The sequence below is a fragment of the Mycobacteroides sp. LB1 genome (assembly GCF_013449725.1).
Lineage (GTDB): Bacteria > Actinomycetota > Actinomycetes > Mycobacteriales > Mycobacteriaceae > Mycobacterium.
Window position 1 is genome coordinate 390,490 of record NZ_JACCFF010000004.1, and the last position, 25,813, is coordinate 416,302.

The following is a 25,813-nucleotide window of genomic DNA, read 5'->3' on the forward strand; positions in this document are numbered from 1 at the left end:
TTCGTCGCTTAGTCATCTCGATCGGTGACATTCGGATCTATTCTCGGGCGTCATGACTGGCGATCATCCAGTCATGACGCCCGAATCCAAGTCGATGACCCTGCTCGACAAGTATGAAAGCTGGACCCTGCTGTCGAGTGTTGCGCTGGGCAGGCTGGTGGTTGTGATCGACGACAGACCCGAGATCTTCCCGATCAACTTCGTTACCCAGCGCGGCACTGTGTTGTTCCGAACCGCAGAGGGCACCAAGCTCTTCGGCTCCGTGGTGAGCGATCAGGTGCTGTTCGAGGCGGACGATCACAACGACATCGGAGGCTGGAGCGTTGTCGTGCGTGGCGCCGCACAGGTACTCAACACCTCTGTGGACATCGACGAGGCGGACCGCGCCGGCCTGTACCCGTGGATACCCACCGTGAAGCTGCATTATGTTCGGATCATCCCGTCGCAGATCAACGGCCGGCGCTTCGTGTTCGGGCGTGAACCCGAGGGCGGTCACGTACCGGGCTAGTGCCCGACGTGCGACTCGGCGCGCATGCGTTCGGACATGTGCGGATAGTGCAGCTCGAATGCGGGCCGCTCCGAACGTATTTGGGGCAGCTCGGTGAAGTTGTGCCGCGGCGGCGGGCAGCTGGTGGCCCACTCCAGGGAGTTGCCGTAACCCCACGGGTCGTCGACCGTCACGACCTCGCCGTACCGGTAGCTCTTGAACACGTTCCATACGAACGGCAGCATCGAGGCGCCCAGCAGCAGCGCGCCAACGGTGGAGACAATGTTCAACTCCGTGAAACCGTCGGACGGTAGGTAGTCGGCGTAGCGACGTGGCATGCCTTGGTTCCCCAGCCAGTGCTGCACCAGGAACGTGGCGTGGAACCCGATGAAGGTCAACCAGAAGTGGAACTTGCCTAAGCGTTCGTCGAGCAGGCGACCCGTCATCTTCGGGAACCAGAAGTAGACACCGGCGTAGGTCGCGAACACGATGGTGCCGAACAACGTGTAGTGGAAATGGGCCACCACGAAGTACGAGTCTGTCACGTGGAAGTCTATGGGCGGAGCCGCAAGGAGGACGCCGGTCAGGCCGCCGAACAGGAAGGTGACCAGGAAGCCGATCGAGAACAGCATCGGCGTCTCGAAGGTCAACTGCCCCTTCCACATGGTCCCGATCCAGTTGAAGAACTTGATACCGGTCGGAACCGCGATCAGGAACGTCATGAAGGAGAAGAACGGCAGGAGTACAGCTCCCGTCGCATACATGTGGTGCGCCCACACCGCGATGGACAGTGCTCCGATGCCCAATGTGGCATACACAAGAGTGGTGTAGCCGAAGATCGGCTTGCGGCTGAACACCGGGAAGATCTCGGACACCACACCGAAGAATGGCAGTGCGAGCACATACACCTCGGGGTGCCCAAAGAACCAGAAAAGATGCTGCCACAACAGGACACCACCGTTGGCAGGGTCGTACAGGTGCGCACCCAGCCTGCGGTCCGCCTCCAATCCGATGGCGGCGGCCGCCAACAAAGGAAACACCAGTAGCACTAACACGCTGACTACCAGGATGTTCCAGGTGAAAATCGGCATCCGGAACATCACCATGCCAGGTGCTCGCATACACACCACCGTGGTGATCATGTTGACAGCGCCGAGGATCGTGCCCAGACCGCCTACCGCGACGCCCAAGATCCATAGATCAGAACCGGCTCCCGGTGAGTGGATGGCGTCGGAGAGGGGTGTGTAGGCGGTCCAGCCGAAGTCTGCCGCACCACCGGGAGTGATGAATCCCGCCATCGCGATGAGCGCGCCGAAAAGGAAGAGCCAGAACGACAACGCGTTCAATCTCGGGAAGGCGACATCGGGTGCGCCGATCTGCAGCGGCAGCACTACGTTCGCGAAGCCGAACACGATGGGCGTCGCGTAGAACAGCAGCATCGCCGTGCCGTGCATCGTGAACAGTTGGTTGTACTGCTCATTGGACAGGAATGCCAGACCCGGGGTGGTCAGCTCTGCGCGGATGAGCAGCGCCATCAGCCCGCCCACCATGAAGAACACGAAACATGTGACCAGATACATGATTCCGATCAACTTGTGATCGGTGGTGGACACAAGTCGGTAGATCAAAGAGCCTTTCGGCCCTAGACGGGCGGGGAACGGACGCCGCGCCGACAGTGTTGGGGATGCATCGATAGCCACAGGGAACCTCCGTATGAACGAGCGTTAGTCGCCTGTGTACGTGAGGCTTTCCCTGCCGACATCATGCCATAGTCACGTCGCGTCGCGCGCCCGCTGTAGATCGGCGATGGACGACCAGTCCAGCTCGGCCTGTCCGTTGGCCAGCGCCTCATCGAGAACCGCTCGCAGTACCTCGCCGATCGGCAGTCGCAGGCCGGTGTCCGCCGCAACATCGAGTGCCAGCCCGACATCCTTGCGGCCCAGGGTAGTTGTGAACCCGGCGGGTTGGTAGGTGGAGGTGGCGATGAGCTTGCCGTAGCTGCTGTACGCCGGTCCCTGAAACAGGGTGCTGGTCAGCAAGTCCACCAGCAGTTCGGAGTTCACTCCGGAACGTTCGGCCATGCTGACGGCCTCGCTCAACGACTGGATGGCCGATGCGATGAGGAAGTTCCCGATGATCTTGACGACGTTGGCTTGTCGCGGCGCATCGCCCAGTCGCCAGGTACGCGCCCCGATGACATCGAAAAATGTTTGTGCCCTGTCGATGTGGTCACCGGTACCTGCCGCCAGCACCTGCAGCTGCCCGGCCTGCGCGACGGCGACCCGCCCGAACACCGGAGCGGCGACGTATCCGACACCGTGCTCGGCGTGAAATGCCGCCGCACGGTCGGCCAGCTGTGTGCTGACCGTGGCCAGGTTGACGTGCAGGGCTCCCCGCGCCGCGGCGAGAACCTCTGATTCGAGGAAGGTTTCGGCGACGGCGTGGTCATCGGCCAGCATCGACAACACCACCCCGGACTCGAATGCCTGCGCGACCGACCCGAGCGGGCGGGCGCCTGCGGCGGTGAGTTCTTGGACGGGTTGGGGAGATCGATTCCATACCGAGACCTCGTGGCCCGCAGCAACAAGATTGTGGGCCATGGCCTTTCCCATGGCTCCTAGTCCAATAACGGCGATTGTGCTCATTGCTGTGCTCCTGTTTCAGTGGGCCAGTTGGCGAAGATCTCGGTGTAGTCGTGGCTCATCAATTCGATGACGGTGCCCCATGGATCGGTGAGATATGACATCGTCCAGGGTCTGCCGGTGAGGACCGGTCGCGGTGCGGTGATCACCCTTCCGCCGCTCCGGGCGACGGCGCGTGTCTGCTCCGCCACATCGGGAACCGTCAGACAGAGGTGCCAGGTGCCACGCCGGGTGTACTCGACGGGTCTATCCGGTGGTGGGTCCGTCACGGGATCGATGAACTCGAAGAGCTCGACGCCCACTCCGTTTCCGGTCTGCAGACCGGCCATTCGCGCCTTGGTGAAACGGGTGTCCAGTCCAGGCGGGTGCTCGCCATCCGGTCCGGGTTCGAGTGCTCGTGGGCCCATGATGCATTCGAATCCGAACACCTCGCGGTACCAGTCGATTGCCGCTGCGATATCGGGAACGGTGATCCCGATGTGATTGACGGACATCTCTCCTCCAAGCGAACCGGTTTAGGTGGTTCCACCGTAGATCAACTCCTCTGATCTGTCGAACCGGTTAGACTGGTTCGCATGACTCAGGGTGCCTCGCTGGATATTCGGACGATTTTCCGGCTGGACAACGCGGTGCTCGCATTCCGGTTCACCGCGACCATCTTCGATCGTGCAGGTGCCGCAATCGAGCGGCTCACCGACCCGGGACGCCTGCGGTTGTGGTTGCACGCCAGCGGGCTGGACTTCTCCGATGAGGTGACGGCCGAGGACCTCACTGCGGCTAAGGCGTTGCGGGAATGCATTCATCGTGCGGGGGCGGCCGTCGCGGATGGCGGGCAGATTGTGGCCGCCGATGTTCGGGCGTTGAATGCGCTGTCCCGAAACGGAAATCCATACCGCGTGTTGGAGAAGGGCGAGGTGCGGTGGCGGGGTGCGAGTACCGCCGATGCCCTGTCCGTGATCGCCGCCGACGCCATCTATACCTTGGGCGGCCCCGATCGTGACCGGGTGAAGGCATGTTCCGATGAGCACTGCCACGGCCTCTATGTCGATACGACCCGCGCGAACAACCGACGGTGGTGCAACATGAATACCTGCGGGAACCGTGCCAAGAAGGCGGCCCTTGCCCGCCGCTAGTGGGCGTGCATAACACCCCAGCTCGGTAGGGGGTCGGTGTACTCCCGCCAAGTCTCCACACCGGCGGCGAGCTCGTCGTCGGTGAGTACTGCCGACTCCAGAAGGTGCTGCACGCGGGGCCGGTCCAGTCGCACGCCGATGAAGACGATCTCCTGTCCCGGGGCGATCTCGGTGCCCTGCCAGAATTGGGCGGGTTCGATGGTCAGGTTCGGCCCGGCTTGCGACCAGATCGCGGCGATATCGGGGCGGCTGGCGATCCAGCAGAATCCCTTGCTGCGCAACAGTCCCTGCAGATTCTCCAGCGCGGCATTGAGCCGTTGCGGATGGAACGGGCGGTCGGATCGGAAGGTCATACTGCTGATGCCGTATTCCTCGGTTTCCGGGGCGTGCCCGGCGGCGATCTCCTCATCCCAGCCCGGTGTCTGGGCGGCCAGATCGGGATCGAACAATCCGGTCTGCAGCACGAGGTCGAGGTCGACGATGCCGCCGGTGGACCGCACGATCGTCGCTGTCGGATTGAGGCGGCGCAGCAGCGTCTCCACCATCCCGAGGGTGCGTTCGTTCACCAGATCCACCTTGTTGAGGATCAATACGTCGGCGAACTCGACCTGATCGGTGAGCAGCTCGGCGATGGAGCGGCCGTCTCCGTCTGCCGCGGCCATATCGCGGTCGGCCAGTGCCTCACCGCGCGCCAATTCGGGTAGGAAAGTGGCGGCGTCGACGACCGTGACCATGGTGTCCAGCCGGGCGACCCGGCCCAGGCTGGATCCGTCCTCGAACTCCCAGCTGAACGACGCCGCGACCGGCATGGGTTCGGAGATGCCGGTCGATTCGATGACCAGCTGGTCAAATCGATTCTGCCGGGCCAGGTTTCCGACGGCTTCGATTAAGTCCTCGCGCAACGTGCAGCAGATACAGCCGTTGGTGAGTTCGACGAGCCGCTCCTCGGTGCGGTCCAGATATCCGGTGCCCGCAACGAGGGCGGCGTCGATATTCACCTCGCTCATATCGTTGACGATCACCGCGACCCGGCGTCCCTCGGTGTTGGCCAGGATGTGGTTGAGCAGGGTGGTTTTGCCTGCTCCGAGGAATCCGGAGAGCACGGTTACGGGCAGGAGTGAAGATTCGGCTGAGGTCACATGATAATGATAACCATTACCATTAAGATATCGACGCGAGGATACCCCGTAGCGTCTCGCGGCCCTCGGAATCCAGGGGGAGTAGCGGGCGCCTCGGGTCGCCGACGGCCCGCCCCTGCAGTTCGAGACCGGCCTTGACGGTGGTGGGCAGCCCACCCGCAACGATGAACTGCAGCAGCGGCTTGAGCCCCTCGTAGATGGCCTTAGCCTCGTCGTCGCGGCCGTCGCGCACGGCGCTGTAGAGATCCAGGCACGGCTGGGGAGCCAAACACGGTGCGGCAGTGCACCACCCGGATGCACCCGCGTTGAGTGCGTCGAGCACCAGCGGGTTGCTGCCGTTGTAGAAGGGGAGCTGTGCGTCGCTCAGTCGTTGGATGTCGAGCATCCGGCTCAGGTCGCCCGTCGACTCCTTGACCATGGTGAAGTTGTCGATATCGCGGAACATCGAGACGAGGAGCTCGGGTTTCATGTCCACGCCGCTGGTGGCGGGGTTGTTGTAGGCCATCACCGGGATGTCGATGGCTGCCGCGACGGATGCGTAGTGCTGTGCGATCTCGCGATCACTGAGCTTCCAATACGACACCGGCAGCACCATCACCGCGTCGGCCCCGGCCTGCTCGGCGTGGCGTGCTCGGCGAATGGTGTTCGCGGTGGTGAGGTCCGAGGCTCCGACGATCACGGGCAGCCGCTTGTTCACCGCTGCCACCGTGGTGTCCACGACGGCGTCGAACTCGCGTTCCTCAAGGTAGGCGGCCTCCCCGGTGCTGCCCAATGGTGCGATCGCGTGGGCTCCGTCCTCGGCGAGCCGGGAGACCAGCTCGGCAAGCCGGTCGGTGTCCACGGTGTCATCGAGAAGGAAGGGGGTGATGGGGTACGCGATGATTCCGTGAAACTGGGGTGTGGACGTCATTTGGTATTCCTCAGGGTCTCAGGGTGATTGGCGAACGCGGTACGGGCGTAGTAGCCGAAGTTGGCGATGCTGCGTTTGGGGGTCAGCGTCCAGTCGTGAGCCTCACGGGCCAGTCGGTCGGGAAGGGGGGCGATGGTGCCCGCTGCCATGGCGGCCAGCTGCAGCTTGGCGCCACGTTCGATCAATACCGCCAACGAGCAGGATTCTTCAACGGAGGCGCCGGCGACGACATGGCCGTGGTGGGCGAGCAATATCGCCTTTTTGTCTCCCAACGCGGCTGAGATGATTTCGCCCTCTTCGTTTCCGACGGGTACGCCGGGCCAGTCCGGGAGGAAGGCGCAGTCGTCATACAACGGTGCGATATCCATCTGGGACACGATCAGTGGGGTCTCCAGCATGGACAGCGCCGCAACGTGGAACGGGTGGGTGTGCACGATGCACTGCACATCTGGGCGTGCCCGATAGATCCAGCTGTGGAAGCGGTTGGCGGGGTTGGCCATTCCGGATCCCTCGAGAACGTTCAGGTCCTCGTCGACGAGAAGCAGGTTCTCCTCGGTGATCTCGTCGAACCCGAGTCCGAGCCGCTGCGTGTAGAAGGTGCCCGGTTTCTCGGCGCGTGCGGTGATTTGTCCGGCAAGGCCGGAGTCGTGCCCGCGGTCGAAGAGTGCTCGGCAGGTGAGCGCGACCTTCTGTCGTGTTGTCCATTCCGAGTCGGAGAAGTGAGTCTCCATGCTGCGTTCGGCGCGATCCATCAAGTCCGACTTGGTGTCGTGGAGTGTGCTCGCCATTTCCGTGCTCCTTTCGGGTCTCGGGTGTTCGACCACCACCATAGGACACAATGTGTCATATGGTCAACCATGTGTCTGCAGGTTGTCATCGGTTGTTAATAGGAACCCTCGTGTCACACTGGCCGGATGACATCGCTGGTTCGTGCGCTGCGCCGGGAACGTGGCCTGACGCTCGAGGAGCTGGGCGGTCGCACGGGTCTGACTAAGAGCTACCTATCGAAGGTCGAGCGGGAACACAGCACCCCGTCCGTGTCCGTCGCGATGCGCATTGCCCAGGCCCTCGATGTCGACGTCACTCGGCTCTTTACCAATGACGCCCACGAGTCCCGGGTAGTGGTGGACCGTGCCGCAGATGCCTGGGACGACAGCAAGTTTCACGCGCTGAGCACCGAGATGCTCGGCAAGATCATGACGCCGTTCCTGGCGAGCCCGTCGACGGAGTTCGCGGTGCATAAGCCCTCTCACGAAGGGCAGGAGTTTGTGTTCGTGCACCGCGGGTCGATCGAGCTGCAGTACGAGGATGTTAGCCATGTCCTGAACGAGGGGGACAGCGCGTACCTTGACGCCACCCGCACCCATCGGATTCGCCGTACGTCGAAGACGCCGGCGCTGGTGGTCATCATCGCCGCGACCTAGCGACTACGTGGCGCGGAAGCTCATCGCGGCGCCGTTTATGCAATAGCGCAACCCTGTGGGTTTGGGGCCGTCGTCGAAGACGTGGCCCAGATGTCCCGCGCACCGGCCGCAGAGCACTTCGGTGCGACTGATCCCCAAGCTGTTGTCGGGTCTTTCCGACACGGTGTGCGGCAGCGGCTGCCAGAAGCTCGGCCATCCCGTGCCGCTGTCGAATTTGGTCGCCGATGAGAACAAGTCCAAACCGCAACCGGCACAGCTGAAGACGCCAGCACGATGCTCGTTGTTGAGGGGGCTGCTGTACGGGGTCTCGGTGCCGGCCTGCCGGAGGATCCGGTACTGGTCGGGGGTCAGCAGCTGGCGCCACTCGGCGTCGGTGTGGGAGATCGCCGGATTCGGTGACGGCGGAGTCGTCGGATCGGCCACCGCGGGAGCGAGCGTGCCCCAGCCCGTAAGAGCGCACACTGCCGCCACACCGGCGAGCAGCTGCCGCCGGGTGAGGGCCGGGTCAGCGGCCGAAGGCAACCAGTGCCGCATAGAGTCAGAGTAGGCCGCCCACGACCCGCGTGAAAGCTCTCGCGGTTACTTGGCTCTTCCCCGTGCTCCGCGGTAGTAGCGCACCAGCGCATCGGTGGAGCTATCGGTCTGCCGTGCCGGCGAGGCGTCGTCGGTGATGACGGGCAGCAGGGCGACGGCCTGCTTCTTGCCCAGCTCCACTCCCCACTGGTCAAATGAGTCGATCCCCCAGACCGTGCCCGCGGTGAACACCTCGTGCTCGTAGAGCGCGATCAGCTGCCCGACCGCCGACGGTGTCAGCTTGGTGGCGAGAATTGTTGTGCTGGGCCGATTTCCCGGCATCACCTTGTGGGGGACGACACTCGGCGCGGTGCCCTCGGCGGCGATCTCCTCGGCGGTCTTGCCGAAGGCCAGCACCTGCGTCTGTGCGAAGAAGTTACTCATCAGCAGGTCGTGCATGCTGCCGGTGCCGTCGGCGGTGGGCAGATCATCGGTGGGCTCGCTGAAGCCGATGAAGTCCGCCGGAATCAGCCGGGTGCCCTGGTGTAGCAGTTGGTAGAAGGCATGCTGACCGTTGGTTCCGGGCTCGCCCCAGTAGATGTCGCCGGTATCGACGGTCACGGGTGCGCCGTCGGCTTTCACCGACTTGCCATTGGATTCCATGGTCAGCTGCTGCAGATAGGCCGCGAATCTTGCCAAGTCGTTCGAGTAGGGAAGCACCCCACGCGATTGTGCGCCAAAGAAATTCGAGTACCACAGACCGATGAGGCCCAACAGAGCCGGCGCATTCTCTTCCAGGGGTGCCGTGCGGAAGTGCTCATCGACGGTGTGGAACCCGGCCAGGAATTCACCGAATGCCTTGCGTCCGATCACTGCCATCACCGAAAGGCCGATCGCCGAGTCCACCGAGTAGCGACCGCCGACCCAATCCCAGAAGCCGAACATGTTGGCGGTGTCGATCCCGAACTCCGACACCAGCTTCGCATTGGTGGATACCGCGACGAAGTGCTTGGAGACGGCATCCTCGCCGAGTGCGTCCACGAGCCAGCGCCGTGCCGCCGTCGCGTTCGTCAGTGTCTCCAGCGTCGAGAACGTCTTCGAGGCGACGATGAAAAGCGTTGTCGCCGGGTCCAGGTCGGCGAGTGTGGCCACCAAATCGGCCGGGTCGACGTTGGACACAAATCGCGCCGAAATCCCGGCGTCGGCGTAGTGGCGCAGTGCCTGGTAGACCATCACCGGTCCCAGGTCCGAACCGCCGATCCCGATGTTGACGACGGCGGTGATGCGCTGCCCAGTGGCCCCGCTCCACTCGCCGCTGCGTAGCCGGTCAGTGAAGTCGCCCATGGCATCGAGCACCTGGTGCACGTCGGCGACCACGTCCTGCCCGTCGACCACCAGCTGCGCGTCGCGGGGCAGGCGCAGCGCGGTGTGCAATACCGCGCGGTCCTCGGAGGTGTTGATGTGCGCCCCCGCGAACATGGCGTCGCGGCGCTGCTCGAGATTGGCTGCCTTGGCCAAATCGACCAGCAGCGAAAGGGTTTCGCGGGTCAAGCGGTGCTTACTGTAATCGATGTACAGGTCACCGACCGTGACGGTCAGGTCACTTCCCCGAGTCGGGTCGTTGGCGAAGAATTCTCGAAGGTGAGTGGAGGCGATCTGCTTGTGATGAGTTTCCAGTGCCTGCCACGCCGCTGCGAGTGTCATGCGACCGAGCCTAGTAGTGGCGCTCGGAGGCTGCAGGGCTGCCTATTGGTTGGCGCAGGTGACCCATCTCTTGCTGATCCGCGCGAACCCGGCGATACCCGTTTTGGTCTCCGTCTTCCCGCCTGCCGTTGCCGTGATCGTCACCCGTGACGAAGCGGTATCGCCATCGACGACCGACTTCTCCACCTTGTCCACGTTGATCTGCAGATCAACGGGCTGACCTTCGAGGTCCTCGTCCGTGATCTTCACGCAGGACAGCGCGTTGAGCACGTCGAGGTTCTTGGCGCCGAGCGCGGCATAGAACGCGTTGAGCACGTTCGTCAGCTCGCGCTGCTCATCCTTGGTCGCCTCACGCGGCGCCGACGAGGTGGTGGGACCGGGCACCGAGATGCTGGTGGTGGTCCCCGTCGTCGTGGCGGTGGCGGTGGCGGTGCTGCCGCTGGTCGACGTGCTGCTGATGGAGGAGCTGGTCGTGGCGCTGCTTGTCGTGGTCCGCGACTTCGTGGTGGTTGTGGTCGTGCTGGTTGTCGTCGCTTCCGGGTTCACCAGGGGGACGCCGAGCTTCACGGTGGGGCGCGATTGCGGGGTGTCTTCGACGGTCCGGTTGTTCTCCACCCAGAGGCCCGCGGCGACCGCCGTCACTGCGGCGAGGCAGACCGCCAACACGCCGATGACCATCTTGGTGGCATGCCTGGTGACGAACTTCCGGGTCGGCGTCGGCTCGGAAGCGACGGCCGCCTCCAGCTCATAGTCCACCGGCTCGTCGTCCTTCGGGACCGGTTTGTCGGGGGTGTCGTCCTTGGCAGGGACGTCCGCATCCGTGTCCTTGGCGCTGTCCTTAGAGCTGGGCTTGTTTTCACCCTTGTCTTCGTTGCTCAACGGTTCCCTCCCTCATCGGTTCCCGGCCGGGGTTTAGTGTCCCAATCTGCCGCGACCCAGGCGCAGCAGCAGCATCGCGAGAGTGTGACCTTCCTGGCCCAGCTCGCTGTAGCGTTCCAGAACTTTCATTTCGCGGCTGTGCACCAGACGGGGGCCACCAGAAGCCATCCGCGCCTTGCCGATCGTTTGGGAGACCTCGGTGCGGCGCCTGATCGCGGCGAGGATCTCCGCGTCGAGCCGGTCGATCTCCGTGCGCAGCGCGTCGATGTCAGGGGTGGGATCGGCGGCGTTCTCGGTCATTTGAGTCGTCATTCTTTCTCACACTTTCTCTTGCGGCGGTCGCCCCGCATGCCACCCCGGAATCCGGCCTCACAAGAGATGAGCCCCGAAGTCCGGTAGCGGACTGCGGGGCTCGTGAATCGGCTAGACCACGGGCGCCGGAGTCCGGTACCCGTAAAAAAATCGCTGTTGGTGGTCAAGCACACCGAAGATTGTAGCTGACGAAGGTTGTCCCCCGTCAGCGGTAAGTTAGACCGGTCATGGCGAATCTTTCCGAACCAGCACTTTTTGATATGCCCAGCGACTCGACATCCTCCAGCGATGCGTTGCTCGACGGCCTGAACCCGCAGCAGCGGGCCGCCGTCGCACATCAGGGGTCGCCGCTGCTGATTGTCGCCGGTGCCGGATCCGGGAAGACGGCGGTGCTGACCCGCAGAATCGCGTATCTGCTGGCCGCGCGGGACGTCGGCCCGGGGCAGATCCTGGCCATCACCTTCACCAATAAGGCCGCCGCCGAGATGCGCGAGCGTGTCGCGAACCTCGTCGGCCGGCGTGCCAACTCCATGTGGGTGTCGACATTCCACTCCAGCTGCGTGCGCATCCTGCGGAACCAGGCCTCGCTGCTGCCCGGCCTGAACTCCAACTTTTCGATCTACGACGCCGACGACTCCCGGCGGTTGCTGCAGATGATCGGCCGCGATATGAGCCTGGACATCAAGCGGTACTCGCCGCGACTGCTCGCCACCGCGATCTCCAACCTGAAGAACGAGCTCATCTCGCCCGAGCAAGCCGTCGCCAATCTCACCGTCGATGACGAGGGCGGCGAGCTGCGCCGCATCGTCGCCGATGTGTACGGCGAGTACCAGCGGCGCCTGCGCACGGCCAACGCCCTGGACTTCGACGACCTCATCGGCGAGACGGTGGCGGTGCTGCAGCAGTTCCCGCAGATCGCGCAGTTCTATCGCCGCAAGTTCCGGCACATCCTTGTCGACGAGTACCAGGACACCAACCACGCCCAGTACATGCTGGTGCGAGAGCTGGCGGGTGCCCATGTGGACCGGGAAGTTGATCCGGACGGCCCGGAGCCGGCGGAGCTGTGTGTCGTGGGTGACGCCGACCAGTCCATCTACGCGTTCCGCGGTGCCACCATTCGCAACATCGAGGAATTCGAGCGCGATTACCCCAACGCGAAAACCATTCTGCTGGAACAGAACTATCGGTCCACGCAGAACATATTGAGCGCCGCCAACTCTGTTATCGCTAAGAACACGAACCGTCGGGAAAAGCGGTTGTGGACCGACTCCGGTGAAGGCGAGCTGATCGTCGGCTATGTCGCGGACAACGAACACGACGAGGCATCCTTTATTGCACGTGAGATCGACGGGCTCTTCGATCGCGGCGACGCCAACTACGGCGATGTCGCGGTGTTCTACCGCACCAACAACAACTCCCGGTCACTGGAAGAGATCTTCATCCGAACCGGTATCCCGTACAAAGTCATTGGCGGGGTGCGGTTCTACGAGCGCAAGGAAATCCGCGACATCGTCGCCTATCTGCGGGTGCTGACCAATCCCGGCGATGCGGTGAGCCTGCGGCGGATCCTCAATACTCCTCGTCGCGGTATCGGAGACCGTGCCGAGGCATGCGTCGCCGTGCACGCAGAGACCGCCGGCATCGGCTTCGGTCAGGCGCTTGCCGACGCCGCCGCCGGCAAGGTCGCCATGCTGAATTCTCGCTCCGAGAAGGCAATTGCCGCCTTTATGGACATGCTCGACCAGATCCGTGCCACGCTGCGCACCGATCCGGGAGCACTACCCGATATCGGCGATGTGGTGGAGGCTGCGCTCAACCACAGCGGGTATCGATACGAACTGGAGAACAGCAGCGACCCGCAGGAGCTGGCGCGTCTCGACAACCTCAACGAATTGGTAAGCGTCGCACACGAATTCAGTGCCGACGCCGCCAACGCGCAGGCCGCGGGCGAAGACCAGCCTGTCGAGGACGAGGATGTCGGCGCACCTCCGGGAAGCCTTGAAGCCTTCCTGGAGCGGGTGTCGCTGGTCGCCGATGCCGACGAGCTGCCCGAATCCACCGCCGGTGTGGTCACGCTGATGACGCTGCACACCGCGAAGGGGCTGGAATTCCCGGTGGTCTTCGTCACCGGCTGGGAGGACGGCATGTTCCCGCATATGCGGGCACTGGGTGACCCGGTGGAGCTGGCCGAGGAACGGCGGCTTGCCTACGTCGGAATCACTCGGGCCCGTCAGCGTCTGTACTTGAGCCGGGCCAAGGTGCGCTCATCGTGGGGGCAGCCCATGATGAACCCGGAATCGCGTTTCCTGCAAGAGATTCCGCAGGAGCTCATCGACTGGCGCCGTACCGATCCGCTGCCGGGGCGAATTGCGTCCGGTGCCGGAAGCTACGGCGGCGGTGGCTACGGGTCCAGTGGATCACGCGGAGGCGGCGGCTCGGTGGGTGCTCCGTCCAAGAAGCGCACCAAGCCGCTGCTGGTGCTAGAGCCCGGTGATCGGGTGAGCCACGATAAGTACGGGCTGGGCAAGGTCATGGAGGTGGCCGGTGTCGGCGAGAGCGCCACATCGCTCATCGACTTCGGCAGTGACGGGCGCGTGAAGTTGATGCACAACTTCGCACCCGTACAAAAGCTCTGATTGGCCGAACTTGCTCTGCGGGCCACCCATCGGCGCGAGTGCATTACAAAAAACGCCGAGCGTGAGCATTGCTACTCACACTCGGCGTTGGAAGCTTTTGAATTAGTCGCCGAAGCGGCTGAAGGTGATGCCCTTGTTGGCCAACCAGCCCTGCGGGTCGATGCGCTGGGAGCCGCCGAGTAGCACCTCGAAATGCAGGTGCGGTCCGGTGGAGTTACCGCGGTTGCCGATGGTGGCGATGCGATCACCCGCCATCACACGCTCACCCACTGCCACTTCCCAGGTGTTGATGTGGCCGTACAGGGTCACGGTGCCGTCCGAGTGGCGGATCTTGACCCAGGCGCCGTAACCGGCGGTCGGGCCGGTCGCGATGACGACGCCGTCGGCGGCCGCCACGATCGGAGTACCGATGCTGTTGGCGATATCGATGCCGCCGTGCAGGGCACCCCAGCGGTATCCGAAGCCGGAGGTGAAGGTGCCATTCGCGGGCATCACGAAGCGTGGAGCCAGTAGACGCTTCTCGCGGTCCGCACGCTCGGAAGCGAAGGCCGTGGCCTTCGCCAGCTGCTCATCGGTGATCGAGGTGTCGGTGGCCAGCGGAGCGGAGATCAGCTGTGGTCCGTGGGTGGCCATCACCGCTGCGGAGTTACCCAACGCGAGGCTATGGCGATCCGCAGTCGTCGCGGCATCGTGCTCACTCAGCGCGGTGTATCCGGCGGCGGCAGCGGCACCAGCGGCCATGGCGGCTAGGGCGATGCGCGTCTTGCCTACCTGGCCGATCTCACGGCGACGGTGTGCGCCGCCGCTGCTGATCCTGGGCAGCTTGTCTGTGGGGGTATCGCGGGGGTCTCTGGTGCGTGCGGCGGAGGCGGCGAACCAGTCGGCTGTGGCCTCGATGGACGCGCGGATCCGATCCGCTTCGTCGGTGTCTTCGACCCAGTCGTGCTTGATCTGGTCGAGTGCCGCCTTGTTCTCCGGCTCGGTGCTCTCAAGGGGCGCGTCCTCGTAGACGTCGTAGTCCTCAAGGTCGGGGCGCTCCAGCGCATCACTCAGGCCGAACTCGTCGATCGGCACGATATTGGTGATTTCGTTCGCGCTCGGTGCCGCGCTCCGATCACCACGCGTGCGTGTTGTTCGATGCTGTGTCAAAACCCTCGCCAGTCTTCCGTTCGACGTCACGACCTAGCGTGACCAAAACGTGATCTAACCCAAGAGAAGGTAACGGTTAGGCAAGGGGAGTCGCAACTCAATGCGCCGATACGCATTGAAATGTGACTTGTGTCACGAAGTCGCTGATAGGGCTCCCGCGCCGTCGAATCGTTGCCGAATCACGCTGCGCTACCTCATCACAGATCACGTGTGTATGGCGAGCCCCCGTGACCGAACTGAAACCGGTTACAGACGGGTTCGAGTCCTACCGGCGGATGGCCGCGCGGTGAATTCTGCGAGTGACCAGGGGGTGAATTCGACCACTTACTCAGAAGTAGTGACGGGTCCAGCTGTGGCCTTGGCTACAGTCCCTAGTGCAATAGTGCCGATCGAAGATGAGGGCTAGTAGATGGATCTATTCGAGTACCAGGCCAAGGAGCTGTTCGCTAAGCACAACGTGCCGACGACGCCGGGCCGGGTTACCAACACCGCCGAGGACGCCAAGGCGATCGCCGAGGAAATCGGCAAGCCGGTGATGATCAAGGCGCAGGTCAAAGTTGGCGGACGTGGCAAGGCCGGTGGTGTGAAGTACGCCGCCACCCCCGAGGACGCATTCACTCACGCGCAGAACATCCTGGGCCTGGACATCAAGGGCCACATCGTCAAGAAGATCCTCGTCGCCGAGGCCAGCGATATTGCCGAGGAGTACTACATCTCCTTCCTGCTGGACCGGTCCAACCGCACCTACCTGGCCATGTGCTCGGTCGAGGGCGGTATGGAGATCGAAGAGGTCGCCGCCACCAAGCCTGAGCGCCTAGCCAAGGTGCCCGTCGACGCTGTTGAGGGTGTCGACCTGGCCTTCGCTCGCTCGATCGCCGAGCAGGGTCACCTGCCGGCCGAGGTGCTCGACGCCGCCGCAGTGACCATCCAGAAGTTGTGGGAGGTCTTCGTCGGCGAGGACGCCACCTTGGTAGAGGTGAACCCGCTGGTGCGCACGCCCGACGATCAGATCCTGGCGCTGGACGGCAAGGTCACCCTGGACGCCAACGCGGACTTCCGTCAGGCCGGCCACGCCGAGTTCGAGGACAAGGACGCCACCGATCCGCTGGAGCTCAAGGCCAAGGAGAACGACCTCAACTACGTCAAGCTCGACGGCGAGGTCGGCATCATCGGTAACGGCGCGGGTCTGGTCATGTCGACGCTCGACGTGGTCGCCTACGCGGGCGAGAACCATGGCGGCGTGAAGCCCGCCAACTTCCTGGACATCGGTGGCGGTGCCTCCGCCGAGGTGATGGCCGCAGGTCTCGACGTCATCCTGGGTGACTCACAGGTCAAGAGCGTGTTCGTGAATGTGTTCGGCGGAATCACCGCGTGTGACGCGGTCGCCAACGGCATCGTCGGTGCCTTGAAGACCCTCGGCGACACGGCATCCAAGCCGCTCGTCGTGCGTCTCGACGGTAACAACGTTGAAGAGGGCCGTCGCATCCTGGCCGAAGCGAACCACCCGCTGGTGATCCAGGCCGAGACCATGGACGCCGGCGCCGACAAAGCCGCCGAGCTGGCCAACAAGTAAGGGAGACTTGAAATGTCGATTTTTCTGAACAAGGACTCCAAGGTCATCGTCCAGGGCATCACCGGTGGTGAGGGCACCAAGCACACCAAGCTGATGCTCAAGGCCGGTACCCAGGTGGTCGGTGGTGTGAACGCCCGCAAGGCCGGAACAACCGTCTCCCATGTGGATAAGGACGGCAACGACATCGAGCTGCCGGTGTTCGGTTCGGTGGCTGAGGCCATCAAGGAGACCGGCGCCGACGTGTCGATCGCCTTCGTGCCGCCCGCCTTCTCCAAGGACGCGATCATCGAGGCCATCGACGCGGAGATTCCGCTGCTAGTGGTCATCACCGAGGGAATCCCGGTGCAGGACAGCGCCTATGCCTGGGCCTACAACCTGGAAAAGGGCAACAAGACCCGCATCATCGGGCCCAACTGCCCGGGCATCATCACCCCCGGTGAGTCGCTTGTCGGCATCACGCCGAACAACATCACCGGCAAGGGCCCGATTGGCCTGGTGTCTAAATCCGGCACGCTGACCTACCAGATGATGTACGAGCTGCGCGATCTCGGCTTCTCGACCGCCATCGGTATCGGTGGAGACCCGGTCATCGGCACCACCCACATCGACGCCATCGAGGCGTTCGAGAAGGATCCCGAGACCAAGATCATCGTGATGATCGGTGAAATCGGCGGCGACGCCGAGGAGAAGGCGGGCGCCTACATCAAGGCCAACGTCTCCAAGCCGGTCGTCGGCTACGTCGCGGGCTTCACCGCACCTGAGGGTAAGACCATGGGTCACGCCGGTGCCATCGTGTCCGACGGCGCAGGCACCGCACAGGGCAAGAAGGAAGCTCTGGAGGCTGCTGGCGTGAAGGTCGGCAAGACGCCGTCCGAGACTGCCAAGTTGGCCCGGGAGATCCTCGAGCGCCTGTAAGTATTTCAAGGCAAGGGCCCCGACCGAATTTCCGGTTGGGGCCCTTGTCGTTTCACCCGAACCTCGGGCGGTTGGCTTCGAATTGTGCGATCAGTTCGTCGAAGCCAATCTTGAGCGAGTTCGCCGATATCCCGATGGGGCTGCCGGCCATGCGCATGTTGGCGCGGTTCAAGAGTTGCCTCGCCGCGCTGCCCTTTGCAATGTAGTGCTCGGGGTTCTTCACAGTGACTATCAACGTGCGCTGTTTTTTGATCTCGACGACGTGGATGCCTGTTACGTCGGTCCAGGGCACGAATCCTGCTGCGATGGCGCTGGCGTTATCGGTGAATCCCTTGCTGCTCAGTATGAGCCCGGGTTTGGTATCGAAGAGCTTTCGTAGTGCCCACAGGCCACAGAACCCAAAGAACGGAATGCCGATACCCGCGATTCCGCGGCGAACGACGCTGGCATCGTCGGCGTTCATGGCCCAGATGCACGCGGGAACAAATGCGATGGCGCCGAGAGCAATCAGACCCAGCCTCCATTTGCTCAGTGCGATGGTCAGCTCACCGCCGGTATCGGCGTTCCCCTCCAGTTTCTCCATTTCCACATGATATGGCCTGCCCGCCTGGCTCTTTCGATACCCCGGGGTGCGAGTGTGATCGAACCGCTCACGATCCAGATCCTCGATGCCGAAGGGATGTGGTAACTGGACAGTCGTCGCGTGGGCCGCACTGATGCTGCGGCTCGGATACCGGCGGTTCGTCGCCCGGGGGGCGAGGATCGGGGGAGTGCGGTGACCGCTCGCTGAGTCTTAGGGGCATTCCCTGCCGAAACCGTCCCTCCAGGAGGGTATTTCGCCTGTCTGGAGGTCTCGAATCTACTGCCAGACGACTCTGCGATTCATTCAGCGAGATTGTGTGACGTACGCATGAACAATGGGAGTACTCGGTCTCGGAACCCCTGATGGGCGGCTAGTTTTTCGATTCGTGGACCTCACGTACGACACATCGGGTCTTGTGCCGAGCGAGGACGGTTGGTACGACCCCGCAACCAGCGATCAGTTCTGGGTATCGCATGCGCGGGGAGCCTATTTGTCAGTGCCGCTGGATGATCTGAGCGCGGTGCGTCGTGCGCTCGTCGAGACGGTGCTCAATCGGCGCGCCGGCGTCATCGAGGCGTTCGTCGTCGGCGTCGATGCGCTCCCGGGTCTGCTGTACGTGGTGAAGGTGCCGAAAGCTGATACCCGGCAAGGGCTCACGTTTATCGCCTCGATAGTGGTCCCGCGTGCGTATTCGTACACGATGCTCTGTGGGGCATTTGCGGAGGGCCCGACGACGGGCATCAGGGAGTCGATGGTGCTCCATGAACTGCTGGCGGCCGGCGACGCGTCATCGGAAATGTGGCCCCGACATCCGTACGCACCCGACCTCGAACCAAGAATCCCGTACAGCATCGCCGATGAAATAAGTTGGGACAAAAGGTTTCCCGATCATCCGCTATCGCGTCTACGTCGATGGGTGGCAAGGGTGACGCCGACGATCAGGATTGAGCAGCGGTTCGCCGCCCTGCCGCCGTTCTCTGTACGTTAAGCGAATGCGGCGAGTTTTCCGGACAGCCGCTCGATGTACGCCCGCACCTCTTCCTCGGAGCGGTCGGGCATCCCGAAGATCGCCTCGGTGACACCTAGCTCGCGCCACGAGGCCAGCTGCTCGGGGTCCGGCTTGCCTGCCAGCACGTAGATCAGTGGGTCGCCGTCGCGCCCGGCCGCCCTCCATGCTTCCTTGAGTGCCACGATCTTTCCGGTGATGTCCTCGTCGCGAGGGGTGGACATCCAGCCGTCGGCGTTCTTGGCGATCCATGCGAAGTTCTTCTCGGTACCGCCCGCGCCCACGATCACCGGCACATGCTTCTGCACGGTCTTGGGCCAAGCCCAACTGGGGCCGAAGTTTACGAATTCGCCTGAGTAGCTGGCTTCTTCGTCTTCCCAGAGCTTGCGCATCGCCTCGATGTACTCGCGCAACATGGTGCGGCGACGGCCCGCGGGAACGTTGTGATCGGCCAGTTCGTCGGTGTTCCAACCGTATCCAACGCCCACGGTGACCCGTCCGCCGCTCATGTGGTCAAGGGTGGCAATGGATTTGGCGAGAGTGATGGGATCGTGCTCGACCGGGATCGCGACGGCGGTGGCCAGCCGGATCTTCGACGTCACCGCGCAGGCGGCACCGAGGGATACCCAGGGATCGAGCGTGCGCATGTAGCGGTCATCGGGCAGGTCCGCACTACCGGTGCCGGGGTGGGCGGCCTCGCGCTTGATGGGGATATGCGTGTGTTCGGGAACGTAGAAGGTGCTGAACCCGCCGTCCTCGGCCGCCTTGGCGGCGATGGCCGGCGAGATGCCGCGGTCACTGGTGAACAGAACGAGCCCGTAGTCCATCCATCAATTAGAACGTGTTCCAGTTTTGATGTCGAGAGTGGGGGCCAAATCTCCTCGGTACTCGGTGCCCAAGCGGAGGAATCACCATGAGCCAGACGGATGACCGCCGAACGGGTCCGCTGTTTGCATACCCCCATGACGACCGAACGGATCGCCGACCACATCAAGTTCGCCTATTGGGTCCCCAATGTCAGCGGTGGGCTGGTCACCAGCACCATCGAGCAGCGCACGGACTGGGGCTACGACTACAACGTCAAACTCGCACAGACCGCGGAGAACAACGGTTTCGAGTACGCGCTCACCCAGGTGCGCTATGAGTCCAGCTACGGCGCCGAGTACCAGCACGAATCCACCAGCTTCTCGCTCGCGTTGCTGCTGGCCACCGAGCGTCTCAAGGTGATAGCCGCCGTCCACCCCGGGCTCTGGCAGCCGGGTGTGCTTGCCAAACTCGGCGCCACCGCCGACCAGCTGAGCAAGGGCCGCTTTGCCGTCAACGTCGTCTCCGGATGGTTCAAGGACGAGTTCACTCACCTGGGCGAACCCTGGCTGGAGCACGACGAGCGGTACCGGCGAAGCGCCGAGTTCCTCCAGGTGTTGCGCAAGATCTGGACCGAGGATGACGTCGACTTCCGAGGCGACTTCTATCGAATCCACGACTTCACGTTGAAACCCAAGCCGATTCACACACCCGAGCTATTTCAGGGTGGCAACTCCTCGGCCGCGCGCCGCAACGGCGGGTTGTACTCCGATTGGTACTTCTCCAACGGCAAGGACTTCGCCGGCATCACCGATCAGATCGTGGAGGTGCGCGACCACGCCCGCACCGTCGGCCGCGAAGTCAAGGTCGGGCTCAACGGTTTCATCATCGCCAGGGACACCGAGGCCGAAGCGCGCGAGGTCCTGCGGGAAATCATCGCGAAGGCCAACCGCCCCGCCGTCGAGGGTTTCCGCGCCGCCGTTCAGCAGGCAGGCGGCTCCACCGGCGATAAGAAAGGAATGTGGGCAGATTCCTCATTCGAGGATCTCGTGCAATACAACGACGGATTCCGCACCCAGCTCATCGGCACCCCGGAACAGATCGCCGAGCGGATCACGGACTACCGGCGCCGCGGCGTGGACCTGATCCTGGGAGGCTTCCTGCACTTCCAGGAGGAGATCGAATACTTCGGGTCCAAGGTGCTGCCGCTGGTCCGCGAGATCGAAGCCGCCGACGCTCAGGAAACCCTCAGCGAAGACCTGGTACCGGTATCGAGCTAACCGATGCCGTCTCCGTCGTGTCTGGCCTTGTCTCGGCTTGTCCTGGCCCCTGACGGGCCGGCAGTGCAGTAGCGTGGAGACGATCTACACCGAGACCACGACCGAAACCGTGATGTAGGAGATGTGATGACGTATTCCACCGGTGGGCCCGGATACCAGCCCGCGCAGCCGTCCAACCCGTACGGCACCCCGTCCTTTGTGGCCGAGCCCAACACGGGCGCGCTGGGGGTTTACCTGCCCGGTGGCGTCCTGGTGCTCAGCCTGATCGGCTTCATCGCCGGCTTCGGGCCGTTCTACACCGGGAAGGTCAGCTCCGGAACCTCGGGAAGCTTCGGCGGGTTCGACCTGCTGGCCCTGTCCCCGGTCTTCGGCTTCGCGCAGTTCGCCCTGCTGATTGCCGGTCTGACCGCGGGTGTCTCGCTTCTCTCCGGTAAGGATGACAAGCAAGCTCCCGTCGCGATCCTCTCGATCGTCGGATTCCTCTTCGTGCTCGGCGGCCTGTTCGGCAACCCGTTCGCAGCCGCCTTCGGTGAGGTCGGCATCGGGTGGGGTCTGATCACTCTCGCCGTCGTCTCCGGTCTGCAGGCCGCGGCCGCGGTCTACGCGCTGCTCACCGAGGTGGGTGTCATCAAGGCCAGGGCCGCGTCCCCGGCGACCAATCCGTTCGGTAACCAGTACCAGCCGCAGCAGAGCCAGTACTACACCCCGGCGCAGCAGTCGCAGCAGCAGCTGCCCAAGCAGGGTCAAGGCCAGGCGCCGGGGCAGGGCTACGGCCAGCAGGCAGCCCAGGGTTACGGCCAGGCACAGGGCTACGGCCAGCAGGCAGCCCCGGGCTACGGCCAGGGTTACGGCCAGCCGCAGCAGGCCGCTCCCGCGGCCCCGCCGTCATACGCCGGCTACGGTCAGCAGCCCCCGCAGTCAGCGCCTCCGACTCCGCCGCAGGGATTCAGTAGCTCCGGCTTCACCCCGCCGTCCTCGCAGCCGACCCAGCAGTACCCCACCTTTGGTGGAACCAGCGGCCAGCCGGCCGGTGGCGAGCAGCAGGGCGGCACAGGTGCCGGCGGTGGATCCGCCTCGGCCAGTGGTGACGATCTGTTCGGCACCTCGCGTCCCTCTAGCTAGACGGTGATCACTGCCGTGATCGGCGCGTGACTCAACCTTCGCGCGCCAATCCCGCACAGGCTCGCGCACTGCTGACGGTTGCCTTTGGCCCGTCAGCAGTTGCGTTGGTAGTCATTGCGGCAATCGTCTTGGTGCAGTTGGTGATCGCCAACAGCGATATGACCGGGACGTTCGGTGCGGTGGCCAGCATGTGGCTGGGCACCCACCTGGTACCGATCTCGATCGGTGGACGAGTCATCGAGGTGCTGCCGCTACTGCCGGCGGCGGCGATGGTCTGGGGCGTTGCCCGAACGGTTGCCTCGACAATCGCGCCAACCGCTTCCTGGTACGTGGTGCGGTGGGTGATCGCTTCCGCGCTCGCCGGGCCACTGCTGATGACGGCGATATCGCTGGCGATCATCCACGACGCGTCGACGGTGCTGACCCAGCTGCAGTCACCGAATGCGCTGCGCGCATTCGGTTCTGTACTCGGCATCCACCTGGTTGGTGCGCTCGTCGGCGTCGGCATGCGGGTCGGCAGTCGGCTCGCGGTGTTTCTAGAGCTGCCGGCATGGCCGATAGAGGCCGCCCGCGGCGCCGTCGCGGGCGTGCTCGCGTTGTTCGGGTTGTCCGCGGCCGTCACGGCCGGGTCGCTGGTAGTCCACTGGGCGACGATGGACCAGCTGTACTCGGTCACCAACGATTTCGTGGGCCAGCTAAGCCTGACCATGCTGGCGATCCTGTACGCACCCAACGTGATTCTGGGTGCATGCGCGCTGGCCGTCGGGTCCAGCGCCTATGTGGGCACCGCGGCTTTCAGTGCGTTCGCGGTGTTCGGTGGTCAGCTGCCGGCGGTGCCGATCCTGGCGGCGGTTCCCACGCCACCTCTCGGTCCCTCGTGGGTGGCGCTGATGATCATCGGTGCGGTGTCCGGAGTGGCCGTCGGCCAGCAGTGCGCGCGCAGACCGTCGCCGTGGCCCACCGCGATCCACAAGGTGGTGGCCGCGGCACTGCTCGCGGCAACGTTCCTGGCGATCGTCGGGAAACTCAGTGGTGGGCAGCTGGGCAACTTCGGACGCTTGGGAATCGACCAGGGCACGTTCGGGCCCGGGGTGTTCTTCTGGTTCCTGGTCATCGGCCTATTGACGGTGTTCATGTTGGGTGGCGCGACGCGGCTCCGCGTGGTGAAGCGGTCGGTCCCGGAGGAAGAGCCCGAGCCCGCGGGGGAGCCCGAGGAGCTCGGGACTGATTCCGTGACGGATGAATCCGAGGCTTCCGAGGAGCCGACGGAGCAAGCTACGGCACCGGAAACTGAACCGGAATCGGTGCCGGAACCCGATGACGCTATCGCCGACGACCAGCCGAGCGACCCTCCGGAACCGGCCAAGTGACTCGCCCGGCTACGCTCAGCGGCGTGTCGGTGCCTAACCAATCGGTCGAGATCGCCCCCTCTGCCCCCGCGCGGGTTGTGGTCTTGGCTTCCGGTACCGGCACCTTGCTGCGTTCCCTGCTCGACGCGGCCACCGACGACTTTCCCGCTCGGATCGTCGCGGTAGGCACCGACCGGCAATGCGCCGCCGTCGATATCGCCGCCGACGCGCAGCTCCCCAGCTACACCGTGCGGCTCGGCGAGTACGACACCCGCGAACAGTGGGATGCCGCGATCACCGACGCCACCACGGCACACCGGCCCGATCTCGTGGTATCTGCCGGATTTATGAAGATGCTTGGACCACAGTTTCTTTCGCAGTTCCTAGGTCGGGTGATCAACACCCACCCGGCGCTGCTGCCGTCCTTCCCCGGCGCGCGCGCCGTGCCCGATGCGCTGGCGCACGGAGTCAAGGTCACCGGTTGCACGGTGCACCTGGTGGATGCCGGGATGGATACCGGGCCGATCCTTGCCCAGCAGGCCGTCCCCGTGCACGTGGACGACGACGAGGCGAGCCTGCACGAACGCATCAAGGTGGTGGAGCGGGCGCTGCTGGTAGACGTGCTGGCCGCAGTGGCCACCAAAGGTTTGATTTGGAACGGAAGAAGGGCCTCCATCAAGTGAGTACGCAGCGACCCGTACGGCGGGCATTGATCAGTGTCTACGACAAGACCGGACTGGAGGAGCTCGCCAGCGGGCTGCACGCCGCGGGTGTGGAGCTGGTGTCCACCGGATCCACCGCGAAAACAATTGCTGCCGCGTCGATTCCGGTGACACCAGTGGAAGAGGTCACCGGTTTCCCGGAGGTGCTGGACGGGCGGGTGAAGACGCTGCACCCGCACGTACACGCCGGCGTCCTGGCCGATACTCGCCGCGAGGAGCACCTCACCCAACTCGAGGAGCTGGGCGTCAAGGGCTTCGAGCTGGTGGTGGTCAACCTGTACCCCTTCGCCGCCACGGTGGCCTCGGGCGCCTCCGAGGACGAATGCGTCGAACAGATCGATATCGGTGGGCCCTCGATGGTGCGTGCCGCTGCCAAGAACCACCCGAGTGTGGCGGTAGTTGTCGACCCAGCTTCGTACGGTGAGGTGCTGGCCGCGGTGGACGCCGGGGGATTCACCCTGGAGGCTCGGAAGGTGCTTGCGGCAAAGGCATTCCGTCACACCGCGGAATACGATGTGGCCGTCGCCGGCTGGCTGTCCGTCGTCGCGGAGTCTGAGAGCGAGGCGCTGCCCGCGTGGATCGGCGGGACGTGGAACCGTTCGGCTGTGCTCCGCTACGGGGAGAACCCGCATCAGCAGGCGGCCTTGTACACCGGTGCCACGGGGCACGGCCTGGCCCAGGCCGAGCAGCTGCACGGAAAAGAGATGTCGTACAACAACTACACGGATGCCGACGCCGCCTGGCGTGCCGCGTGGGACCAGGACAAGGCATGCGCGGCAATCATCAAACATGCCAATCCGTGCGGTATCGCGGTGTCGGACATCTCGATTGCCGACGCGCATCTCAAGGCACACGAGTGTGATCCGCTGAGTGCGTTCGGAGGCGTGATCGCCGTCAACCGCGAGGTGAGCGTGGAGATGGCCGAGCGGGTCGCCGAGATCTTCACCGAGGTGATCGTCGCCCCGGGTTACGCGGACGGTGCCGTCGAGGTGCTGAGCCGCAAGAAGAACGTGCGGTTGTTGCGTGCCGCCGAGCCCGAGTCCGGGTGCACCGAGTGGCGGCAGATCAGTGGCGGCCTGCTCGTGCAGGAGCGTGATGCGCTCGACGCTGAGGGCGATGACCCGGACAACTGGACCCTGGTGGCCGGCACCGCCGCAAATGCGGACACGTTGGCGGACTTGGTGTTCGCCTGGAAGGTCGGGCGGGCCGTGAAGTCCAATGCGATCGTCATTGCCTCCGGTGGTGCCACCATCGGCGTGGGAATGGGCCAGGTCAATCGGGTCGATGCGGCACGGCTTGCGGTGTCTCGTGGCGGGGACCGGGTCTCCGGGGCGGTAGCGTCCTCGGACGCCTTCTTCCCCTTCCCTGACGGCCTCGAGGTCCTGACGCAGGCGGGAGTGCGTGCGGTGGTGCACCCGGGCGGGTCGATGCGTGATGAGCTGGTGGCTGATGCCGCCAAGGCTGCAGGAATCACGTTGTACGCCACCGGAGCTCGCCACTTCGCTCACTAGGGCGCAATAAGAAGGAAGCC

Annotated in this window: 25 protein-coding genes; 12 read left to right on the forward strand and 13 right to left on the reverse strand. The window is 64.0% G+C overall.

The window, feature by feature from the left end:
- Positions 1–73 precede the first annotated feature (73 nt).
- On the forward strand, positions 74–508 hold the full coding sequence (locus MLB1_RS18060; RefSeq protein ID WP_180751205.1) for a pyridoxamine 5'-phosphate oxidase family protein: 435 nt from the start codon (positions 74–76) through the stop codon (positions 506–508).
- Here the strand turns inward: MLB1_RS18060 and ctaD are convergent.
- The 3 genes from ctaD to MLB1_RS18075 all read right to left on the reverse strand — a co-directional run bounded on the left by ctaD (position 505) and on the right by MLB1_RS18075 (position 3,623).
- Positions 505–2,187: a cytochrome c oxidase subunit I gene (ctaD, locus tag MLB1_RS18065; RefSeq protein ID WP_180751206.1), complete on the reverse strand. Its 1,683-nt coding sequence runs from the start codon at positions 2,185–2,187 to the stop codon at positions 505–507. The genes MLB1_RS18060 and ctaD overlap by 4 nt on opposite strands.
- Positions 2,188–2,259: 72 nt before the next feature.
- On the reverse strand, positions 2,260–3,132 hold the full coding sequence (locus MLB1_RS18070; RefSeq protein WP_180751207.1) for an NAD(P)-dependent oxidoreductase: 873 nt from the start codon (positions 3,130–3,132) through the stop codon (positions 2,260–2,262).
- Entirely contained in the window at positions 3,129–3,623 is a 495-nt protein-coding gene (locus tag MLB1_RS18075) for a VOC family protein (protein WP_180751208.1), read from the reverse strand. Before MLB1_RS18075 ends, MLB1_RS18070 begins: the two co-directional genes overlap by 4 nt.
- A gap of 81 nt (positions 3,624–3,704) precedes the next feature.
- On the opposite strand from MLB1_RS18075, the gene MLB1_RS18080 reads away from it, so the two are divergent.
- On the forward strand, positions 3,705–4,262 hold the full coding sequence (locus MLB1_RS18080) for an ABATE domain-containing protein (protein ID WP_180751209.1): 558 nt from the start codon (positions 3,705–3,707) through the stop codon (positions 4,260–4,262).
- Here MLB1_RS18080 and MLB1_RS18085 read toward each other — a convergent pair.
- The 3 genes from MLB1_RS18085 to MLB1_RS18095 are packed head-to-tail and all read right to left on the reverse strand — an operon-like array spanning position 4,259 to position 7,099.
- Positions 4,259–5,365, reverse strand: a complete 1,107-nt coding sequence (locus MLB1_RS18085; protein WP_371750649.1) for a GTP-binding protein — start codon at positions 5,363–5,365, stop codon at positions 4,259–4,261. The two genes, MLB1_RS18080 and MLB1_RS18085, sit on opposite strands and share 4 nt — an antisense overlap.
- A 58-nt stretch (positions 5,366–5,423) precedes the next feature.
- On the reverse strand, positions 5,424–6,311 hold the full coding sequence (locus MLB1_RS18090; protein ID WP_180751211.1) for a dihydrodipicolinate synthase family protein: 888 nt from the start codon (positions 6,309–6,311) through the stop codon (positions 5,424–5,426).
- Complete coding sequence (locus tag MLB1_RS18095; protein ID WP_180751212.1) at positions 6,308–7,099, reverse strand: aldolase; 792 nt, start codon at positions 7,097–7,099, stop codon at positions 6,308–6,310. The genes MLB1_RS18090 and MLB1_RS18095 overlap by 4 nt, the downstream gene beginning before the upstream one ends.
- A 126-nt stretch (positions 7,100–7,225) precedes the next feature.
- Here MLB1_RS18095 and MLB1_RS18100 point away from each other — a divergent pair, with 126 nt between their 5' ends.
- The gene (locus tag MLB1_RS18100) at positions 7,226–7,735 is read left to right on the forward strand and encodes an XRE family transcriptional regulator (protein WP_180751213.1); all 510 of its coding nucleotides are present in this window, start codon (positions 7,226–7,228) and stop codon (positions 7,733–7,735) included.
- Between the two features lie 3 nt (positions 7,736–7,738).
- On the opposite strand, the gene msrB is transcribed toward MLB1_RS18100, so the two are convergent.
- Genes msrB through MLB1_RS18120 form a run of 4 tightly spaced genes read right to left on the reverse strand, consistent with a single transcriptional unit; the run spans position 7,739 to position 11,143 of the window.
- Positions 7,739–8,269: a peptide-methionine (R)-S-oxide reductase MsrB gene (msrB, locus tag MLB1_RS18105; protein WP_180751214.1), complete on the reverse strand. Its 531-nt coding sequence runs from the start codon at positions 8,267–8,269 to the stop codon at positions 7,739–7,741.
- Positions 8,270–8,314: 45 nt separating this feature from the next.
- Positions 8,315–9,952 carry a glucose-6-phosphate isomerase gene (gene pgi, locus MLB1_RS18110; protein ID WP_180751215.1) on the reverse strand — a complete coding sequence of 546 codons (1,638 nt, stop codon included), beginning with the start codon at positions 9,950–9,952 and terminating at the stop codon, positions 8,315–8,317.
- A gap of 42 nt (positions 9,953–9,994) precedes the next feature.
- Positions 9,995–10,831: a hypothetical protein gene (locus tag MLB1_RS18115; RefSeq protein WP_180751216.1), complete on the reverse strand. Its 837-nt coding sequence runs from the start codon at positions 10,829–10,831 to the stop codon at positions 9,995–9,997.
- Positions 10,832–10,864: 33 nt separating this feature from the next.
- Complete coding sequence (locus MLB1_RS18120) at positions 10,865–11,143, reverse strand: chorismate mutase (protein ID WP_180751217.1); 279 nt, start codon at positions 11,141–11,143, stop codon at positions 10,865–10,867.
- A gap of 293 nt (positions 11,144–11,436) precedes the next feature.
- On the opposite strand from MLB1_RS18120, the gene pcrA reads away from it, so the two are divergent.
- Positions 11,437–13,779, forward strand: a complete 2,343-nt coding sequence (gene pcrA / locus MLB1_RS18125) for a DNA helicase PcrA (RefSeq protein ID WP_180751283.1) — start codon at positions 11,437–11,439, stop codon at positions 13,777–13,779.
- 102 nt (positions 13,780–13,881) lie between these two features.
- Here the strand turns inward: pcrA and MLB1_RS18130 are convergent, their stop codons facing one another.
- Complete coding sequence (locus tag MLB1_RS18130) at positions 13,882–14,928, reverse strand: M23 family metallopeptidase (RefSeq protein ID WP_180751218.1); 1,047 nt, start codon at positions 14,926–14,928, stop codon at positions 13,882–13,884.
- Between the two features lie 409 nt (positions 14,929–15,337).
- On the opposite strand from MLB1_RS18130, the gene sucC reads away from it, so the two are divergent.
- Entirely contained in the window at positions 15,338–16,501 is a 1,164-nt protein-coding gene (gene sucC / locus MLB1_RS18135) for an ADP-forming succinate--CoA ligase subunit beta (RefSeq protein WP_180751219.1), read from the forward strand.
- A gap of 12 nt (positions 16,502–16,513) precedes the next feature.
- Positions 16,514–17,416 (forward strand): succinate--CoA ligase subunit alpha, encoded by a 903-nt coding sequence (gene sucD / locus MLB1_RS18140; RefSeq protein WP_180751220.1) that lies wholly within the window; start codon positions 16,514–16,516, stop codon positions 17,414–17,416.
- Positions 17,417–17,468: 52 nt separating this feature from the next.
- On the opposite strand, the gene MLB1_RS18145 is transcribed toward sucD, so the two are convergent.
- Positions 17,469–17,999 (reverse strand): STM3941 family protein, encoded by a 531-nt coding sequence (locus MLB1_RS18145; protein WP_180751221.1) that lies wholly within the window; start codon positions 17,997–17,999, stop codon positions 17,469–17,471.
- A gap of 385 nt (positions 18,000–18,384) precedes the next feature.
- Between MLB1_RS18145 and MLB1_RS18150 the strand changes: the two genes are divergently transcribed.
- Positions 18,385–18,987, forward strand: coding sequence for a hypothetical protein (locus tag MLB1_RS18150; protein ID WP_180751222.1), 603 nt, complete (start codon positions 18,385–18,387; stop codon positions 18,985–18,987).
- Here MLB1_RS18150 and MLB1_RS18155 read toward each other — a convergent pair.
- Positions 18,984–19,832 carry an LLM class F420-dependent oxidoreductase gene (locus MLB1_RS18155; RefSeq protein ID WP_180751223.1) on the reverse strand — a complete coding sequence of 283 codons (849 nt, stop codon included), beginning with the start codon at positions 19,830–19,832 and terminating at the stop codon, positions 18,984–18,986. The two genes, MLB1_RS18150 and MLB1_RS18155, sit on opposite strands and share 4 nt — an antisense overlap.
- A gap of 135 nt (positions 19,833–19,967) precedes the next feature.
- Here MLB1_RS18155 and sfnG point away from each other — a divergent pair, with 135 nt between their 5' ends.
- The 5 genes from sfnG to purH all read left to right on the forward strand — a co-directional run bounded on the left by sfnG (position 19,968) and on the right by purH (position 25,793).
- Positions 19,968–21,089, forward strand: coding sequence for a dimethylsulfone monooxygenase SfnG (sfnG, locus tag MLB1_RS18160; RefSeq protein ID WP_180751224.1), 1,122 nt, complete (start codon positions 19,968–19,970; stop codon positions 21,087–21,089).
- A gap of 126 nt (positions 21,090–21,215) precedes the next feature.
- The gene (locus MLB1_RS18165) at positions 21,216–22,211 is read left to right on the forward strand and encodes a DUF5336 domain-containing protein (protein ID WP_180751225.1); all 996 of its coding nucleotides are present in this window, start codon (positions 21,216–21,218) and stop codon (positions 22,209–22,211) included.
- Positions 22,212–22,237: 26 nt separating this feature from the next.
- Entirely contained in the window at positions 22,238–23,581 is a 1,344-nt protein-coding gene (locus MLB1_RS18170) for a DUF6350 family protein (protein ID WP_180751226.1), read from the forward strand.
- Positions 23,578–24,243, forward strand: coding sequence for a phosphoribosylglycinamide formyltransferase (gene purN, locus MLB1_RS18175; protein ID WP_180751227.1), 666 nt, complete (start codon positions 23,578–23,580; stop codon positions 24,241–24,243). Before MLB1_RS18170 ends, purN begins: the two co-directional genes overlap by 4 nt.
- Entirely contained in the window at positions 24,240–25,793 is a 1,554-nt protein-coding gene (gene purH, locus MLB1_RS18180) for a bifunctional phosphoribosylaminoimidazolecarboxamide formyltransferase/IMP cyclohydrolase (RefSeq protein WP_180751228.1), read from the forward strand. The genes purN and purH overlap by 4 nt, the downstream gene beginning before the upstream one ends.
- Positions 25,794–25,813 lie beyond the last annotated feature (20 nt).

What these genes read in the sequence shown, in the direction of transcription:
- MLB1_RS18060 (WP_180751205.1), top strand. Translation starts at nt 74, where the DNA reads ATGACGCCCGAATCCAAGTCGATGACCCTGCTCGACAAGTATGAAAGC.
- MLB1_RS18070 (WP_180751207.1), bottom strand. Translation starts at nt 3,132, where the DNA reads ATGAGCACAATCGCCGTTATTGGACTAGGAGCCATGGGAAAGGCCATG.
- MLB1_RS18075 (WP_180751208.1), bottom strand. Translation starts at nt 3,623, where the DNA reads ATGTCCGTCAATCACATCGGGATCACCGTTCCCGATATCGCAGCGGCA.
- MLB1_RS18080 (WP_180751209.1), top strand. Translation starts at nt 3,705, where the DNA reads ATGACTCAGGGTGCCTCGCTGGATATTCGGACGATTTTCCGGCTGGAC.
- MLB1_RS18090 (WP_180751211.1), bottom strand. Translation starts at nt 6,311, where the DNA reads ATGACGTCCACACCCCAGTTTCACGGAATCATCGCGTACCCCATCACC.
- MLB1_RS18095 (WP_180751212.1), bottom strand. Translation starts at nt 7,099, where the DNA reads ATGGCGAGCACACTCCACGACACCAAGTCGGACTTGATGGATCGCGCC.
- MLB1_RS18100 (WP_180751213.1), top strand. Translation starts at nt 7,226, where the DNA reads ATGACATCGCTGGTTCGTGCGCTGCGCCGGGAACGTGGCCTGACGCTC.
- msrB (WP_180751214.1), bottom strand. Translation starts at nt 8,269, where the DNA reads ATGCGGCACTGGTTGCCTTCGGCCGCTGACCCGGCCCTCACCCGGCGG.
- pgi (WP_180751215.1), bottom strand. Translation starts at nt 9,952, where the DNA reads ATGACACTCGCAGCGGCGTGGCAGGCACTGGAAACTCATCACAAGCAG.
- MLB1_RS18120 (WP_180751217.1), bottom strand. Translation starts at nt 11,143, where the DNA reads ATGACGACTCAAATGACCGAGAACGCCGCCGATCCCACCCCTGACATC.
- sucC (WP_180751219.1), top strand. Translation starts at nt 15,338, where the DNA reads ATGGATCTATTCGAGTACCAGGCCAAGGAGCTGTTCGCTAAGCACAAC.
- sucD (WP_180751220.1), top strand. Translation starts at nt 16,514, where the DNA reads ATGTCGATTTTTCTGAACAAGGACTCCAAGGTCATCGTCCAGGGCATC.
- MLB1_RS18145 (WP_180751221.1), bottom strand. Translation starts at nt 17,999, where the DNA reads ATGGAGAAACTGGAGGGGAACGCCGATACCGGCGGTGAGCTGACCATC.
- MLB1_RS18155 (WP_180751223.1), bottom strand. Translation starts at nt 19,832, where the DNA reads ATGGACTACGGGCTCGTTCTGTTCACCAGTGACCGCGGCATCTCGCCG.
- sfnG (WP_180751224.1), top strand. Translation starts at nt 19,968, where the DNA reads ATGACGACCGAACGGATCGCCGACCACATCAAGTTCGCCTATTGGGTC.
- MLB1_RS18165 (WP_180751225.1), top strand. Translation starts at nt 21,216, where the DNA reads ATGACGTATTCCACCGGTGGGCCCGGATACCAGCCCGCGCAGCCGTCC.